The 16,562-nt window shown below is 67.0% G+C and carries 12 protein-coding genes; 5 read left to right on the top strand and 7 right to left on the bottom strand.

All coding sequences use genetic code 11. From position 1 onward, the window contains the following. Nucleotides 1–2 precede the first annotated feature (2 nt). Both ACIGII_RS07290 and rpoH read left to right on the top strand, forming a co-directional pair. Nucleotides 3–3,617, top strand: coding sequence for a hypothetical protein (locus ACIGII_RS07290; RefSeq protein WP_399636164.1), 3,615 nt, complete (start codon nt 3–5; stop codon nt 3,615–3,617). Nucleotides 3,618–4,096: 479 nt separating this feature from the next. Next, complete coding sequence (gene rpoH / locus ACIGII_RS07285) at nt 4,097–4,972, top strand: RNA polymerase sigma factor RpoH (protein WP_399636162.1); 876 nt, start codon at nt 4,097–4,099, stop codon at nt 4,970–4,972. A 135-nt stretch (nt 4,973–5,107) separates the two neighbouring features. On the opposite strand, the gene purD is transcribed toward rpoH, so the two are convergent. The 6 genes from purD to prmA form a co-directional block, all read right to left on the bottom strand. After that, entirely contained in the window at nt 5,108–6,394 is a 1,287-nt protein-coding gene (gene purD, locus ACIGII_RS07280) for a phosphoribosylamine--glycine ligase (RefSeq protein ID WP_399636161.1), read from the bottom strand. A gap of 45 nt (nt 6,395–6,439) precedes the next feature. Then, complete coding sequence (locus tag ACIGII_RS07275; protein WP_399636159.1) at nt 6,440–7,474, bottom strand: virulence RhuM family protein; 1,035 nt, start codon at nt 7,472–7,474, stop codon at nt 6,440–6,442. Nucleotides 7,475–7,551: 77 nt separating this feature from the next. Beyond that, nucleotides 7,552–9,135, bottom strand: coding sequence for a bifunctional phosphoribosylaminoimidazolecarboxamide formyltransferase/IMP cyclohydrolase (gene purH / locus ACIGII_RS07270; protein WP_399636157.1), 1,584 nt, complete (start codon nt 9,133–9,135; stop codon nt 7,552–7,554). 128 nt (nt 9,136–9,263) lie between these two features. Continuing rightward, nucleotides 9,264–9,539, bottom strand: coding sequence for a DNA-binding transcriptional regulator Fis (gene fis, locus ACIGII_RS07265; protein ID WP_026069829.1), 276 nt, complete (start codon nt 9,537–9,539; stop codon nt 9,264–9,266). 112 nt (nt 9,540–9,651) lie between these two features. Next, entirely contained in the window at nt 9,652–10,404 is a 753-nt protein-coding gene (locus ACIGII_RS07260; RefSeq protein ID WP_399636154.1) for a DUF3426 domain-containing protein, read from the bottom strand. 29 nt (nt 10,405–10,433) lie between these two features. Then, nucleotides 10,434–11,354, bottom strand: coding sequence for a 50S ribosomal protein L11 methyltransferase (prmA, locus tag ACIGII_RS07255; protein WP_399636153.1), 921 nt, complete (start codon nt 11,352–11,354; stop codon nt 10,434–10,436). 169 nt (nt 11,355–11,523) lie between these two features. On the opposite strand from prmA, the gene ACIGII_RS07250 reads away from it, so the two are divergent. From ACIGII_RS07250 to ACIGII_RS07240, 3 genes are all read left to right on the top strand, one after another. Then, nucleotides 11,524–12,483 (top strand): hypothetical protein, encoded by a 960-nt coding sequence (locus ACIGII_RS07250; RefSeq protein ID WP_399636150.1) that lies wholly within the window; start codon nt 11,524–11,526, stop codon nt 12,481–12,483. After that, entirely contained in the window at nt 12,480–12,851 is a 372-nt protein-coding gene (locus ACIGII_RS07245; protein WP_399636147.1) for a hypothetical protein, read from the top strand. The genes ACIGII_RS07250 and ACIGII_RS07245 overlap by 4 nt, the downstream gene beginning before the upstream one ends. A 157-nt stretch (nt 12,852–13,008) precedes the next feature. Further along, nucleotides 13,009–15,138 (top strand): hypothetical protein, encoded by a 2,130-nt coding sequence (locus ACIGII_RS07240; RefSeq protein ID WP_399636144.1) that lies wholly within the window; start codon nt 13,009–13,011, stop codon nt 15,136–15,138. Between the two features lie 50 nt (nt 15,139–15,188). On the opposite strand, the gene accC is transcribed toward ACIGII_RS07240, so the two are convergent. Beyond that, a complete protein-coding gene (gene accC / locus ACIGII_RS07235) occupies nt 15,189–16,556 on the bottom strand; it encodes an acetyl-CoA carboxylase biotin carboxylase subunit (RefSeq protein WP_399636141.1) in 1,368 nt (455 codons plus the stop codon). Nucleotides 16,557–16,562: the final 6 nt, after the last annotated feature.

Here is a 16,562-nt window from a genome sequence, read left to right as displayed (position 1 = left end):
CCATGAACCGCAAGACCTCACTCAGCTCCCTGATGCTCCTGTTGGCGGTGTGGTCGCCGATGACCCACGCGCAGGCGCCGCAACCGCTGCCCGACGTGCCCACTACCCTGTGCGGGGTGGACGGCTGCCGGCAGGGCAACGACCTGCTGCTGCAGGTGCGTCCGGCGGCGGATGCTCCCGTCGGTCCTGCGGAACCCGGCGCGGGGGTGCCGGCACCCAATGGTGCGTCGGCCACCGAGCTCCCCGATGGCGCCGTGGTCTGGGCCACCGAAGATCCGGCGCTGTCGGCGCCGGTGCTCAATGTGCAGACCGGCTCCATGGCCCCGTTCGAGAACGGCCGGCTGACCAAGCCGCTGCGCTTCCACGGCTACAACAACTACGCCTCGTTCATCGAGCGCCTGGAAGTGGTGATCTACCGCGGCAGCGACACCGATCTGGTCACGCCGCTGGCGCGCATCGAGATGCCGGTGGACTACGTCGGCAACATCGAGTGGGACGGGCAGCTGCCGGACAACCTCAACCTGCGCGTTGGCGACGACCTGCAGTACATCGCCCGGGCCTACGGCCGGGATGGTTCCTTCGATGAAACCAACGCGCAGCGCTTCCAGCTGGTACTGCCCACCGACTACGAACGCGGCACCCAGCTGGTGCGGGACAACGTGCAGCGCACCCTGGGTCGCGTGCTCGATGGCGACGATGCGCAGGCCCAGCAGCTGAGCAATGCCATCTACGGGCAGAACGCGCTGCGCCAGCAGAACATTCCGATCTATGGCTCGCGGGTGCGGATCTACGGGCGTGGGTTGAGCCCCAATGCACGGGTGATGATCAACGGGCAGAGCTTCCCGGTGGACCTGGAGCAGAAGTTCGCCGCCGAGTTCCTGGAGCCGATCGGCGAGCACCGGTACACCGTGCAGGTGGAGGCCATGGATGCGCCGACGCTGACCCGCACGCTCGACGTGGAAGTGACCGGCAGCTACCGCTTCCTGGTGGCGCTGGCCGATGTGACGCTGTCGCGCAATACCGCCAGCGGCAACCTGGATCCACTCGCCGCCGACCGCGACCAGGACGACAGCTTCCTCAGCGAAGGCCGGCTGGCGTTCTACCTGAAGAGCAAGCTGCGCGGGAAGTACCTGGTCACCGCGCAGGCCGACACCTACGACCGCGAGCTGAAGCGGCTGTTCGACGGCTTCCTGGATGCCGACGCCCGGGACGTGTTCCGCCGCCTGGATCCGGACCAGTACTACCCGGTATACGGTGACGACTCCACCACGTATCGCGACATCGACACGCAGGGCAAGCTGTACGTGCGCGTGGACTGGGACCAGAACCAGGCGCTGTGGGGCAACTTCGCCACCGGCTTCACCGGCACCGAGTACGGCCAGTACGTGCGTTCGCTGTACGGCGCGGCGGTGAGCTGGCGTTCGCGCGCGACCACCCCGCTGGGCGACCCGCGTTCGCTGCTCAAGGCCTTCGGTTCCGAGGCGCAGTCCGCGCTTGGCCATACCGAGTTCCTCGGCACCGGCGGCAGCCTCTACTACCTGCGTCACACCGACCTGCTGCCCGGCTCGGAGCAGGTGGTACTGGAGGTGCGCGACCGTACCACCGGCCGCACCGAAGTGCGCACCACCCTGCAGCGCGGCGTGGACTACGAGATCAATGAAATCCAGGGCCGCCTGTTCCTGACCCGCGCGCTGTCGCAGATCACGCGCGAGAACGTACGCACGCTGACCCGTGATACGCCGCTGGATGGCTATGACCAGCTGCTGCTGGTGGACTACGAGTACATCCCGCTGGGCTTCAGCACCGACGACGTGAGCGCCGGCCTGCGCGGCAAGCAGTGGTTCGGCGACCACGTGGCGGTGGGTGGCACCTACGTCGACGAGAACCGCAGTGGCGACGACTACAGCCTGATGGGCGCCGACCTGACCCTGCAGGCCGGGCGTGGTACCTACCTCAAGCTGGAGCAGACCCATACCGAAGCCACCGCAGCGCCGATCTTCTACTCCGACAACGGCGGCCTGAGCTTCATCCAGCGCAATCCGGTCAGCGGCGACCGCAAGGGCGATGCCCGCGCGGTGGAAGCGCGGGCCAACCTGCGTGAGCTGGGCTGGACAAAACAGGATTGGAGCATGGGCGCCTGGTGGCGCGACGTGGACGCTGGCTTCTCGGTCTCGCGCATGGACAGTGGGCTGGCGCTGGAGGAATACGGTGCCGAGTTCCTGGGCTACTTCACCGACAACCTGAGCCTGTATGGCCGGCACAGTCGCGCCGAGCGTGGTGAGGTGGCGGTGGAGCAGTCGCAGCTCACGATGGATTGGCGGCTGGGCAACGACGGCCAGCTCGGCGCCGAGCTGCGCCGGGTGCGCGAAGAGAACGCCGGCACCGACGTGGACGGGACGCTGGCGGCAGTGAGCTACCGGCAGCGCTTCGGCGCCAAGTGGGAGCTGTACGGGGTAGGGCAGCTGACCGTGGATGACGACGGCGGCGCGTACGAGAAGAACGACCTGGCCACGCTCGGTGCGCGCTACCTGTTCGGCGACCGCTCCAGCCTGGGGGCGGAAGTGAGCAGCGGCAGCCGCGGGGATGGCGCCAAGCTCGAAGGCGAGTACTGGATGACCCCCGAGCACAGCTTCTATGGCAACTACAGCTACAGCACCGACCGGACCACCACCGACCCGCTCTACGACACCGGGCTGCAGTCGGGCTGGACGCTGGGCCAGCGCTGGCGGCTGAGCAACCAGGTCAACGTGTTCAACGAAAGCCAGTACCTGAAGGACCGTCGCGACGACAGCGCCGGCCTGGTGCATACCTTCGGCATGGACTTCTACCCCGCGCAGGGCTGGACGCTGGGCTTCAGCGTGATGGACGGCGAACTGGACGCGACGACCGGGCGCGTCGATCGCCGCGCCTACAGCGTCAGCGGTGGCCGCACCGATGCCGATACGCAGTGGACGAGCAAGCTCGAATACCGCCGCGACGAAGGCGCTGAAGATCGTCGGCAGTGGGTGACCACCAACCGGCTGCTGTACAAGGTCAACGAGGACTGGCGCATCGCGCTGCGCGCCAACTACGCCGACACCGATGACAAGCGCAATCCGCTGGCCGATGCCAAGCTGGTGGAGTCCAACCTGGGCTTTGCCTGGCGTCCGCACGACAACACGCGCTGGGCGGCCTTCGGCAAGTACACATATCTCTACGACGTGGCGTCGCTGGGCCAGGAAGGTGGCAACGTGTACGACCAGAAGTCGCAGATCGTCTCGTTTGAAGGGGTGATGCAGCTCAGCGACCGGTGGGAGCTGGCCGGGAAGCTGGCCGGGCGCTGGGGCGATTACCGCACCGGGCGCGGCGAGGGTGCGTGGCTGGACAGCCGGGTCAACTTCTCCGCGTTGCAGCTGCGCTACCGGTTGTTCGCGCAGTGGGAGGCGATGGGCGAGTACCGCTGGCTGGACGTGCGCGAGGGCGGCGACAGGAAGGGCTGGCTGGTGGGCGTGGACCGCCAGGTGGGGCAGAACTTCAAGATTGGTGCGGGGTACAACTTCACCGAGTTCAGTGATGACCTGACCGAGTTGCGGTATGAGGCTAAGGGGTTCTTCCTGAATTTGTCCGGGTATTACTAGGGTTCGACATTGTCTGGGCTGCCACCCATGGGGTCTCCACCGCTTCGGAATTGTCTGGCCTGCCACCCATGGGGTGGCACTACCGGGCATTGCGGCTTCGGGGGTCGGCTTCGGTGGACTTACCGGGTGTGGGGGGAGGGGCGGCGTAGAGCCAGGCCATGCCTGGCTGGCACCGTCCGACGCCGGTATTTCGGGCCGCCGTTCATCTCCTTCGGGCGCTTCGGCTGAATACCTGGCAACGTTTTCATCCTGAATGGGCTGATCTTTGTGGGATTGTCCTGCCCAAAACGACGTGACGGTGACGTTTTTCTCCGTATCGCATTGATTTATATTGGGATTACGCTGAAGGGCGGCCGCTCGCAACTGTCACCATTTCGCGGTACGTTAGGGGCCTGATCTGCGTCAGCGTTTCACCTGCGGAACGCTGGAACTTTTTGAACTGTCAGCAGTCCAAATACAGGACTGATAAGATGACCCCTATGAGCCAGAACATGTCTACTGCCCTTGTGGCAAACAATCTTCCGATTCCCAGTGCGCTCGGTTCGCTGGACGCCTACATCGGCGCCGTGCACCAGATCCCGGTGTTGACGGTCGATGACGAGCAGGACCTGGCTCGCCGCTTCCGCGACGAGCAGGACCTCGACGCCGCGCGCGAGTTGGTCCATTCCCACCTGCGCTTCGTCGTGCACGTGGCCCGTGGCTACAACGGCTACGGCCTTGCGCTGGGCGACCTCATCCAGGAAGGCAACATCGGCCTGATGAAGGCGGTGAAGCGCTTCGACCCGGACATGGGCGTCCGCCTGGTGTCCTTCGCGGTGCACTGGATCCGTGCGGAAATGCACGAGTTCATCCTGAAGAACTGGCGCATCGTCAAGGTCGCCACGACCAAGGCGCAGCGCAAGCTGTTCTTCAACCTGCGCAAGTCCAAGACCCGCCTGGGCTGGTTGAACGCGGCGGAAGTCACCGCTGTCGCCAAGGACCTCAACGTGTCCGAACGCGAAGTGCTGGAAATGGAATCGCGCCTCTCGGGCCGCGACATCGGTTTCGATGCGCCCAGCGATGACGACAACGAACATGCGCCGCCGTCGCCGGCTGCGTTCCTGGTCGCCAACGATGAAGATCCGTCGATGGCCTATGAGCGTGCCGACAGCGAGGACAACCAGCTGCAGCTGCTGCGCGAAGGCCTGGCCGAACTCGACGCCCGCTCGCGCGACATCATCCGTCGCCGCTGGCTGGACGCCGACAGCAAGGTCACCCTGCAGGAGCTGGCCGATGAGTACGGCGTGTCCGCCGAACGCATCCGCCAGGTCGAAGCGAACGCGCTGAAGAAGATGAAGGCGCTGTTCACCGCGTAACGCGGCATTCAACGCATCAAACAAAAGCCCGGCATCGCCGGGCTTTTTTGTTGCGCCAAAGGCGTGCCCACCAACGGTGGGCACCTACCGCCAGGGTAGAGCCGGTAGCACCCGACCGTTGGTCGGGTAACGCTCCTACGCCCGCTCGCGCGCGATAGCCCGCCAGCCAATGTCACCACGGTGGAACTCATGTTCCCACGTCACCTTCGCTACGCCCGCATACGCATGGGCCTGCGCATCAGCCACGCTGTCGCCCAGCGCCGCCACGCACAGCACGCGGCCGCCAGCGCTGAGCACCTGGCCCTGCGCGTCCAGCGTGGTGCCGGCGTGGAACACCTTGGCCGAAGACGGCACCTGGTCCAGCCCGTGAATCACATCACCGGTGATCGGCGTTTCCGGATACGGCGCCGCCGCCATCACCACGCCCAGCGACGGACGCGGGTCCCACCGCGCGTCCACTTCATGCAGGCGTGCATCGATGGCCGCTTCCACCAGTTCCACCAGATCCGACTGCAGGCGCAGCATCACCGGCTGGGTTTCCGGGTCGCCGAAGCGCACGTTGAATTCAATCACCTTCGGCGCGCCACTGGCATCGATCATCAGCCCGGCATAGAGGAAGCCGGTGAACGGGATGCCGTCGGCGATCATGCCCTGCACGGTGGGGTTCACCACTTCGCGCATCACCCGTGCATGCACTTCCTCGGTAACCACCGGTGCGGGCGAATACGCGCCCATGCCGCCGGTGTTTGGACCCGTATCGCCATCGCCCACGCGCTTGTGGTCCTGCGAGGTGGCCATCGGCAGCGCCGTGGTGCCATCGACCATCGAGATGAAGCTGGCTTCCTCGCCATCGAGGAATTCCTCGATCACCACGCGCGCGCCGGCATCGCCGAACGCATTGCCCGACAGCATGTCGCGCACCGCGTCTTCGGCCTCCTGCTGGGTCATCGCCACGATCACGCCCTTGCCCGCGGCCAGGCCATCGGCCTTGACCACGATCGGTGCGCCCTTGTCGCGGACGTAGGCCAGCGCAGCATCCACCTCGGTATGCACGGCATAGAACGCAGTGGGAATGTTGTGGCGGGCCAGGAAGTCCTTGGCGTAGGCCTTGCTGCCTTCCAGCTGCGCCGCCGCAGCGGTGGGGCCGAAGATGCGATGGCCCGCAGCGCGGAAGCGGTCGACCACGCCGGCCACCAGCGGTACTTCCGGGCCAACCACGGTCAGCTCGACACCTTCCGCCTGCACAAGTGCCAGCAGCCCCTCCAGGTCCGTCACTTTCACCGGGACATTGCGGCAGCCGGCCTCGGTGGCGGTGCCCGCATTGCCCGGCGCAACCAGCACCTCGGTGACACGGGACGACTGGGCCAGCTTCCAGGCCAGGGCATGTTCACGGCCGCCGGAGCCGATGACAAGAATTTTCATTGAGGCATTTCCTGGGGAACAGTAAGAAAGTAGGGTGGAAGGCGGTCAGTCCGGCTTCACGGCGGAGACAAGACGCTTGGCTTCGGCGTGCAACTGCTGCAGGTCGGCCTCGGCCTCGCGTTCTGATGTGATCCTGTCCGCTCCGCGGCGCTCCGCATCGAAGGCTGCGTAGCGCTCCGCGATGATCAACTCCATATGCTGATTCGAGATGTGGCCCGGACCGTTGAGCACTGCGCGTTCGTTGAAGTCGAGGAAACGGTCGGTCTGCGTGATCCAGTCGTCCATCCGCGTTTCGATGCGGCGCTCGGCACGGTCTTCTGCGAAGTCGAGGAACATGGTGACCAGCCGGTTCAGCTGATCGAGTTCCCCCTGCGTCAGGTAGTTCTTTGACACGACCGCGTCGGACTTGCGGGGCTTGTCGCCCGACCAGTTCGTCAGGCCCATGTGAGGCACGTCGGGATCGGCACGCTCGACAATCAGCTGCGCAGCGGTGCGGCCGGTAATGGCGAAGACCAGCTTGTTCTGGATGGTGGCGAAGAACGTCTTGGCTGTTGCTGCCGTGCCGTCGTAATCGCTGCTGCTGGCTTTGAACAGATCACGCAGCGTCTGGTAGAACCGCTTCTCCGAGCTTCGGATGTCGCGGATGCGGAGCAGCAGTTCCTTGAAATAGTCCGCGCGCTCGGCGTCCTTGAGTCGTTCGTCGTTGAGCAGGAAGCCCTTGACCAGGTACTGCGAAAGGCCCTCCGCTGCCCAACGGCGAAACTGCGCGCCTCGTGGTGATCGCACGCGGAACCCCACCGCCATGATGAGTTCAAGCCGATAGGTCTTCACGGTACGCCGCACCTCGCGGCTCCCTTCCTGTCGAACTTGTAAGTAATCCTTACACGTTGCCGAATCTTCAATCTCAGCGTCATCGTAGACTGACTGGATGTGCTGGGTGATGTTCTGGGGCGTGGTTTGGAACAACGCCGCCATTTCTGCCTGCGTCAGCCAGACCGTCCCTTCCGCGGCGCGCAGATGAACCTCCGTCCGACCGTCATCGGTGCGGTACAGAATCAGCTCGCCATGGTTGTCGGTCATGCGATCACCCTCCAGCTCCGGTCAGAACCTGTCAGCGGGCGCCGACGCCTGGTCGGCCCCCACCTTACGCCGAACAATCAATGGCGGAAGTGACGCACGCCGGTAAACACCATCGCCAGGCCGTGTTCGTCAGCCGCGGCAATCACTTCGGCGTCGCGCATCGAACCACCCGGCTGGATCACCGCCTTGATGCCGGCGGCGGCGGCGGCGTCGATGCCGTCGCGGAACGGGAAGAACGCGTCGGACGCCATCACCGAACCTTCGACCACCAGGTTCGCGTCGGCGGCCTTGATGCCGGCAATGCGCGCCGAATACACGCGGCTCATCTGGCCGGCGCCGACGCCGATGGTGCGGTTGTCCTTGGCATAGACGATCGCGTTCGACTTCACGAACTTGGCCACGCTCCAGGCGAACAGCAGGTCGGTGAACTGCTTCTCGGTCGGGGCCAGCTTGCTGACCACGGTCAGTTCGTCACGGCGCATGCCACGGTTGTCCGCGCTCTGCACCAGCAGGCCCGAGCCAATGCGCTTGGTGTCGTAATGGTTGCGGCCTTCGCCGTGCGGAATGCGCAGCACGCGCACGTTCGCCTTCTTCTGCGCGTACTCCAGCGCAGCCGGTTCGTAATCCGGGGCGATCAGCACTTCCACGAACTGGCGGTCCAGGATGACCTTGGCGGTGGCCGCGTCGAGCGGCTTGTTGAAGGCGATGATGCCGCCGAAGGCGCTGGTCGGGTCAGTGGCGTACGCCAATTCGTAGGCATCGCCGTTGCCGGCGCCCACCGCCACGCCGCACGGGTTGGCGTGCTTGACGATCACACAGGCCGGCGCGTCGAACTGGCGCACGCATTCCCATGCGGCATCGGCATCGGCCAGGTTGTTGTAGCTCAGTTCCTTGCCCTGCAGCTGCTGGAACGTGGCCAGCGTGCCGGCCACCGGCGACAGGTCGCGGTAGAACGCGCCGGCCTGGTGCGGGTTCTCGCCGTAGCGCAGGTCCATGACCTTCGCGAAGCTGGAATTCATCTGCGCCGGGAACTCGGTCCGCATCGGCACGGCCGCATCGGTGGCGGTTACCGCCGACAGGTAGTTGCTGATCGCCGCGTCGTACTGCGCCACGCGGTTGAACGCGGCCACCGACAGCGCGAAGCGCTTGGCCGCCGACAGCCTGCCATCGTTTGCATCCAGCTCGGCGAGCAGTTCTGCGTACTGCGACGGATCGGTGGCGACTGCAACACGGGCGAAGTTCTTCGCCGCCGAACGCAGCATGGCCGGGCCGCCGATGTCGATGTTCTCCACCGCATCGGCCAGCGTGCAGTCCGCGTTGGCGGTGACGCGCTCGAACGGGTACAGATTCAGTACCAGCAGGTCGATCGCCGCGATGCCATGTTCGGCCATCACCGCCTCATCCTGGCCGGCGCGACCGAGCAGGCCGCCGTGCACCAGCGGGTGCAGGGTCTTGACCCGGCCGTCCATCATTTCCGGGAAGCCGGTGACGTCGGCCACGTCCTTGACCGGCAGGCCGGCGTCGCGGATTGCCTTGGCGGTACCGCCAGTGGAAAGCAGCTCGACGTTGCGCGCGGCGAGGGCGCGGGCCAGGTCGACCAGGCCGGTCTTGTCGGAAACGGAAAGCAGGGCCCGGCGCACGGGCAGCAGATCGGAACTCATGGGGGCAGGAGATCGAAGCGGAGCGGGCCCATATTGTAGGCCGTAGCGACCAGTGGTCGGTACCTGCCGGGGAAATGCCCGCCGCCTGGCCCGCTACGGCAGGTACCGACCGTTGGTCGGTACGCCCGTCAGGTCGTGATGCCGTATTCCTTCAGCTTCTTGCGCAGGGTGGCGCGGTGGATGCCCAGCATCGACGCCGCACGGCTCTGGTTGCCCTCGCAGTGGTTGAGCACTTCCACGAACAGCGGGATTTCCATCTCACGCAGCACGATCTCGTACACGTCATCCGCATCGCAGCCGTCCAGGTCCCGCAGGTAGCGCCGGACCGACTGGGCCACGTGTTCGCGCAGCGGCGGCTTCGGCGCGCCACGACTATTGTCAGGACGAGAAAGGACAGCGTTCAAGAAGGATCCCGGTGCGAAGCCAGGGCGGACCACAACCCTGGCGGAAAATTTGGAGGGGGCCAGTCTAGCGCGTGCGTGGCCGCCCCGCCACGCTCGTCGGCAGGACGCCGGGTTACAGGAACTCGAAGGTGAATGCGACGGTGGACGCCGCCGGCTCGCGCACCCGGAATGCGATCTGCGCGCTCTGCCCGGGCTCCAGCAGGGACGCTGCGTCGGCGTTCGGCGCCAGGTAGTCCTGCGGGGCGAAGATGCTGCTGCCGATGATCCGGCCATCGGCATCGGACAACGACAGCCGCAGCGACGGCCACGCCTGTGCCCAGCGTGCATCGTTGCGGAAGCTGGCGTGCACCTGCAGGGCGCCGGGTTGCCCCACCACCGGGCGCACGTCCCGGCTGATCATGCTGAAAGCGGTCGGTTCCTGCCAGGCGGGCAGGCTGCAGCGCAGGATGCTGCACAGCCCGGCCACCCACGGCCGGCTGCCCGCGTCGGCGGCCAGGCGCGCCCGGTCGGCGACGGCGATCTGCAATGCCAACAGCGCCACCAGTCCGCCAACCAGCCCCCATTGCCAGCGTGGCGTCGGCGCGGCGGGCGCCGCCGCGCGCATGAAGCTGGGCGCCACCGGGGCAGGGGCGATGTCCTGTTCTGTCCGCTCGATGTCCTCAGCGATGACCTGGGTGTCGCCGGCGTTGTCGCCGTCGTGGTCAGGGTCGCGGTCCACGACGCCATCGGCTGCCGACGGTTCGGTGGTCGCTGTCGGCTGGGCGGTGGCTTGCGCCGGCTCGGGCGTAGGCTCGGGCGCAGGCTCGGACGCGGCACGCAGGAAGGTGGCCAGCGGGCGGCGCGGTGGCGGGGTGGGCTCGGTCATCGGGTCAGCGCCGGGCGAAGGTGGCCCATTCAAGCACGACGGATGCCGGTGATGCGCATCCAGTCACCGTCCTGCGCGACCTCCAGCTGTTCGAACCAGGGCGTGTATCGCACCAGCAGTTCGTCTTCCTGCCCGTGCAGGATGCCCGACAATGCAATGCGTCCGCCCGGTGCCACGCGCGCGGCAAGCACGTCGGCCAATGCGTCCAGGGCCGAGGCCAGGATGTTGGCCACTACCACCGGATACGTGGCCTGCGGTTCGTCGCCCGGCAGGTACACCTGCACCTGGTCCTGCAGGCCGTTGCGCTCGGCGTTGTCGCCGGTGGCGATCACCGCCTGCGGGTCGTTGTCCACGCCGACCGCGTGCGCGGCGCCCAGCTTCAGCGCGGCCAGTGCCAGGATCCCCGAGCCGCAGCCGAAGTCCAGCACGGTCTGCCCGGCCAGCATGCCCTCGGCCGCCAGGCCATCCAGCCAGCGCAGGCACAGCGCCGTGGTCGGGTGGGTGCCCGAGCCGAAGGCCAGGCCCGGATCCAGCCGCACCACGGCGGCGTCGGCCGCCTGCGCGGCCTCCGGCAGCGCATGGTTCCACGGCACGATCCAGGTGCGCTGGCCAAAGGCCATCGGCTGGAACTGGTCCAGCCACGCGCGCTCCCAGTCCTCGTCCTGCACGGCGCGGAAGCTGGCCGTGCCCCATTCCAAACCCGGGTCGAAGGCCTCCAGCGCGGCCAGCAGGGCCAGCGCGTTGGTGTCGGACGGGAACAGGGCGCTCAGCACCAGGTCGTTCCACAGCGGGGTCTCGCCGACGCCCGGTTCCAGGATCGCGCGCTCGTTGCTGGTGTCGGCATCGGCATCGAGCAGGGTCACCGCCAGCGCGCCGACGTCGTCCAGCGCGTTCTCGTAGCGGGGCTGGGTCGCTTCAGTGCAGTGGAGGGTGAGTTCCAGGAACGGCATGGGGCAACTACCTGCGGAAAACCGTGAATGCTAGACCATTGCGCCGCAGCGCGGCGGCTTCAGTCTCAATGGCTGCTGCGAAACAACGGAACGGCCGATTCAGACAGCGGGAAGCGTCATTGCTAAACTTCGCCCCCAACGGACTTCCTTCCGCGTCGCTGCTACCTGCATGGCCGTCGTGCCCACCCTTAAAACCTGGCTGCTGGTGGTACCCGCCCTGGCATTGCTGGGGGTGGTGGGGTACCGCGCGGGCGGGCGTGCGCTGCACGTGGACCCGGCCGCCCCCGCAGCCGACGAGGTCCCTGCCGCGACCGGCGCAATGTTGCCGCTGCAGGCCCAGCAGCTGGCCCGGCAACTGCTGGCGCGTGAGCGCAGCACGGCGGTGCCCTCGGGATTGCCGCTGGACATCCGCGCCGATATTGAAGGCGATACGGATCTGTTCGCCTACGCACAGCGCCTGCGCCTGCAGGCGGCCGATGGCAACGCCGAAGCCGGCTGGATGGTCAGCCGCGTATACGATTACTGCGCCATCTATGCGATGGATCCCGGCGGCTACCAGCTCGACAACGCGCTGCTGACCGGCATGGGCATGAATGCCTCGGCGCCGATGGTGCAGGCGCGCGAGCGCGTGGCCCGCCGCTGCGCCGGTTTCGTGGCCAGCGACGGACTGGGGCGCAGCCTGATCCTTACCCAGCGCGTGCTGGCCGCGCGTGCCGGCAACCTGGCTGCCGAAGCGGCGTTGTTCGCCGACGGCCAGCCGTTGAAAGACAGCCCCGACTACCGCCGCGATCTGGTCGAGCGGGTCATGGATTCGCGTGATCCGGAGGCCTATATGGCCATTTCCACCGCCATGGGCCAGCGCGCCAGCGGCGACGCGGCGCTGCAGGGCCTGGTGGCGGGCGACCAGTTCAGTGAACTGGCGTGGCGCCTGGCGGCCTGCGAACTGGGCATGGCCTGCGGGCCGGACAGCGTGCTGATGAACAATTTCTGTGCGAACGGAGGGATCTGTTCGCAGGACGGTGGGCAGGACTTCTCCACATTCGTGTATGACGCCGCGGTATCGCGGCAAGGTGCGGGAAAAATGAAGACGTTGGTTGAACAGTTGATCAAGCGGGGGGCCCACGCATGAATTACCGTCGATTCCTGCATGGCGCCAAATTCTGGTTCTGGGTGGCGCTGTTCGTGGCCTATTCGGCCGGCGCAGTCGGCCTGGTGATGATCGACACCTACGATGACCGCTACCGGAAGCTGTCGAAGGTGACGCTTACCTCGGTGAAGGCGCAGGAGGATGTACGCCGTGCCGGTGCCAGCCAGGTCGCCGCGGTCTACCGCGCGCAGAGTGGCATGCCGTTCGCGTCCCTGCCGGCCGGCAGTACCTTCCAGGTGGTCTGGCCCGATGGCTCCACCGAAACCATGGTGATCGTCGATCCGACCTCGTCACTGGGCGTGGCACCGGTCAAGGACACCCAGGTCACGGCCGCCGACGTTGCCCGTTGATCCGCGGGCCTGGCGCAGGGGCGCGGGCGATCGCGCAATTCGTGCTGAATGCGTCACGCTGATTCATAGCGCCTATAGCGCGCGCGATTGAGGTAGGCAGCATCGTTTGGACAGGAGCGCCTGGCTTCGATTTCATCGGGCACGCCTTTCCAACGAGTTGCCCACTACCGCTGCCGCCCACCGGCACGCCACCGGTCAGCATCACACCCGCCTGCCGGTACTGCCTCCCACGCCGCAACCGCCGGACACCCGCAGCATCCGCCGGGTGGAAACCCCGATGCAGGCGCTGGCGGCGGTGCTGTCGGTAAGCAATGCTTCCCCGCCGCCGCTGCATCCGGCGCCGCTGCCGTCTTCATCCGCGCGCGCCGCGCAGCCGCTGAATTGTGTTCCGGTCCCGGCCGCGCCCGGGATGCCGGCCGCGCTGCACGGCATGGCGGGCCTGCTGCGCAGCCCGGTGACCGAACTGTTCACCGATGCACGCAATGCGTGGGAGCGGCACCAGGGCGTGCGCTGTGCGCCGCCCATCAGCCCGGGACTGCGCGCGTTGCTGCAGGTGGGCGATGCGGTCACTGCCATCGTTGAAGCGGCGGGGATCGGCGCGCGTGGGCTGTACGCCATGCAGGGCGTTGCCGAGGTGCTGGACCTGAGCGCGGATGCGATGGAGCGCAGCCCGCTGGACCGCGCCGCACTGACCGACGCAGCGCTCACGGTGGCCGGCGCGCGTGGCGTGGTCGAGACCGGCCCCGCACGGCTGGCGGCCGAACCGGCACCGGAGCCGGTGGCGCCGCGCCGCCCCGTCGTTGTCCGCCAGACCAGCGCGGAACTGCACGAGGGCCGCCTCCTGATACCGTTTGAAGGCCGCGACCGCGCGCTCGGCATCAGCGAGGGACGTCTGCAGGTGCTGGACGATGCGGGCTATGTCGATGTGCAGTTCGACCGCGGCGACTGGACCTGGAAACGGACCACGCCGCCGTCACCCGCCTCCAGCCGGGTCGCCCGCATGCACAGTTCGATTCCGCTGTTCGACGCCGTGGCGGCGCGTGTGCGCGAGCAGGCGCCGCTGGATCACGCCACGCTGCGGCTGGACCTGCTGGGACCGGACGGCATCCTGTACTACGACGACCTCCGTGCGGGACGCGCCGGCAACGCCGTGTGCGTGGATGGTCGCTATTACGCCGCCACCCCCGGTGAGGCGCTGGGCCTGCGTATCGGCACGCTGGACCTGGTCAAGCGCGACGGGGTCTACCAGCTGCGCGAGAAGGCGCCGGTGCCGGTGCGAACGCTGCGTTGCCGACGCGCGCCAGGGCAGGGGTGCGCCGCGCTGGTGCCGGAGTTTTCGGCGGAACTGTCGCGCACGCTGCAGGCGCACTACGCGCGCGCGCTTGGCCCGCGGCAGGCGCGCATGCGCGGCCTGGCGCCGGACACAGGCCGTCCCGGCTGGTATATCAGTCGCAAGGGAGGACGCCTGCGCCACTATGTCCGCTTCAACGAGCATTACTTCCGGGTGCGCCTGCGCCAGGTCGACGAGCACAACAAGCGCATTTCGGTCTACCTGCCGCGCGGCATCGGCGCCGGGCGCCTGCATCATCGCGGCCAGCCGATGCACCACATCGCCGACATCCGCCAGGCGATTCCCGCGCAGGAAAACCGGTTCATGACCCAGGCCGAATTCAATGTGGAGTACCGCGGCATGCCCAGCCTGGACGCTGCGCAGGTGTATGAAAGCGCAGTGGCACAGAACCAGCGCCTGCGTTTGAGCCAGCTGCAGCGTGCTGCGATCCGCAGCTACCTGACCTGGCGTCGCCGCTCGATGGACGACTTCCTGCAGTACGGCACCCTGCAACCGGTGTTCCGCGATTCCGAGCAGACCGTGGCACGGATCAATCGCGGGCTGGCACGGATTCCGCCGCATGCGGGCCGCGTGTTCACGGCGATGGCGATGGACGCCGCGCAGCTGGCGGCATTGGAGGAAGGGCACGCCGTGTACAGCCGCACCTTCGTGGTGGCCAGTGGCGACCGCGGCCGCGCGGTCAACGCGGTCGCAGCGGCCGGCGACAGTCCGCGGGGCGTCGCCACCGTGGTCACCCTGCACATGCGCAGGCATGCCCACCCCACCGGGCTGCTGTCGCTGCAGGACGAGGCGCAGGTGATGATCGGCAACAACGTGGTGTTCAAGGTGACCGGCAAGGCGCCCGGCGAGCTTCACCTGGAGGAACTGGGTCCGGCGCGGCAGGCGATGGGCGTACTCGGTGCCCGGCCGTTGCTGGCGACGCCGCTGCGCGATTGACGCGGCGCGAAGCGCCGGCCAGCGGCCGGCGCTTCCCATGACCACGCCGATCAGGTCAGTGCGATCGACTTGTTCTTGCGTTCGGCAAGACGCTTTTCCAGGTAGTGGATGTTCTGCCCACCGGCCTGGAAGCCCTTGTCGCGCATGATGCGCTGCTGCAGTGCCACGTTGGTCTTGATGCCATCGACCACCATCTCGCTCAGCGCCACGCGCATGCGCGCGATCGCGGTTTCGCGATCCGGGCCGTGCACGATCAGCTTGCCGATCATCGAGTCGTAGTTCGACGGGACGCGGTAGCCGCTGTAGATGTGCGTATCCACACGCACACCCGGACCCCCCGGCGGATGGAAGGCGGTAATCTGCCCCGGGCTTGGCACGAAGGTTTCCGCGTCTTCGGCGTTGATGCGGCATTCGATCGCGTGGCCGGTAAGCACCACATCGCTCTGCTTGATGCTCAGCTTGTGGCCGGCCGCGATCCGCAGCTGCTCCACCACCAGGTCGATACCGGTCACCATTTCGGTCACCGGATGCTCCACCTGGATGCGGGTGTTCATTTCGATGAAGTAGAAGCGGCCGTCTTCGTACAGGAACTCGAAGGTGCCGGCGCCGCGATAGCCGATGCGCACGCAGGCCTCGGTGCAGACCTTGCCGATCTGCTCGCGCTGCTCGGCGCTGATTCCCGGTGCCGGCGCTTCTTCCACCACCTTCTGGTGGCGGCGCTGCATCGAGCAGTCGCGTTCACCCAGGTGGATGGCATTGCCCTGGCCGTCGGCGAGAACCTGGATTTCCACGTGGCGCGGATTCTCCAGGAACTTCTCCATGTACACCTCGCCATTGCCGAAAGCGGCCTTGGCCTCGCTCTTGGTGGTTTCGATGGAGGTCTTGAGCGACGCTTCGGCATGCACCACGCGCATGCCACGGCCACCGCCGCCGCCGGCCGCCTTGATGATGACCGGATAACCGATCTCGCGCGCGATCTTGGTGTTGGCCACGATGTCCTCGCCCAGCGGGCCGCCGGAACCGGGCACGCACGGCACGCCGGCGGCCTTCATCGCGCGGATGGCTTCCACCTTGTCACCCATCATGCGGATGGTGTCGGCCTTGGGACCGATGAAGATGAAGCCGGATTCCTCCACGCGTTCTGCGAAGTCGGCGTTCTCGGACAGGAAGCCATAGCCCGGGTGGATGGCCTGGGCGTCGGTGACTTCGGCCGCGGCGATCAGCGCCGGAATGTTGAGGTAGCTCTCCGGTGACGGACCCGGGCCGATGCAGACCGACTCGTCGGCCATCGCTACGTGCTTGAGGTTGCGGTCGACCGTGGAATGCACGGCCACCGTGCGGATGCCCAGGGTATGGCACGCGCGCAGGATGCGCAGCGCGATCTCCCCTCGGTTGGCAATTACGACTTTGTCGAGCATGGACGG

Source organism: Stenotrophomonas sp. NPDC077420 (assembly GCF_044543385.1).
GTDB lineage: Bacteria > Pseudomonadota > Gammaproteobacteria > Xanthomonadales > Xanthomonadaceae > Stenotrophomonas.
Note: the sequence above shows the minus strand (reverse complement) of the source record. Positions and strands in the feature narration are given on the sequence as shown.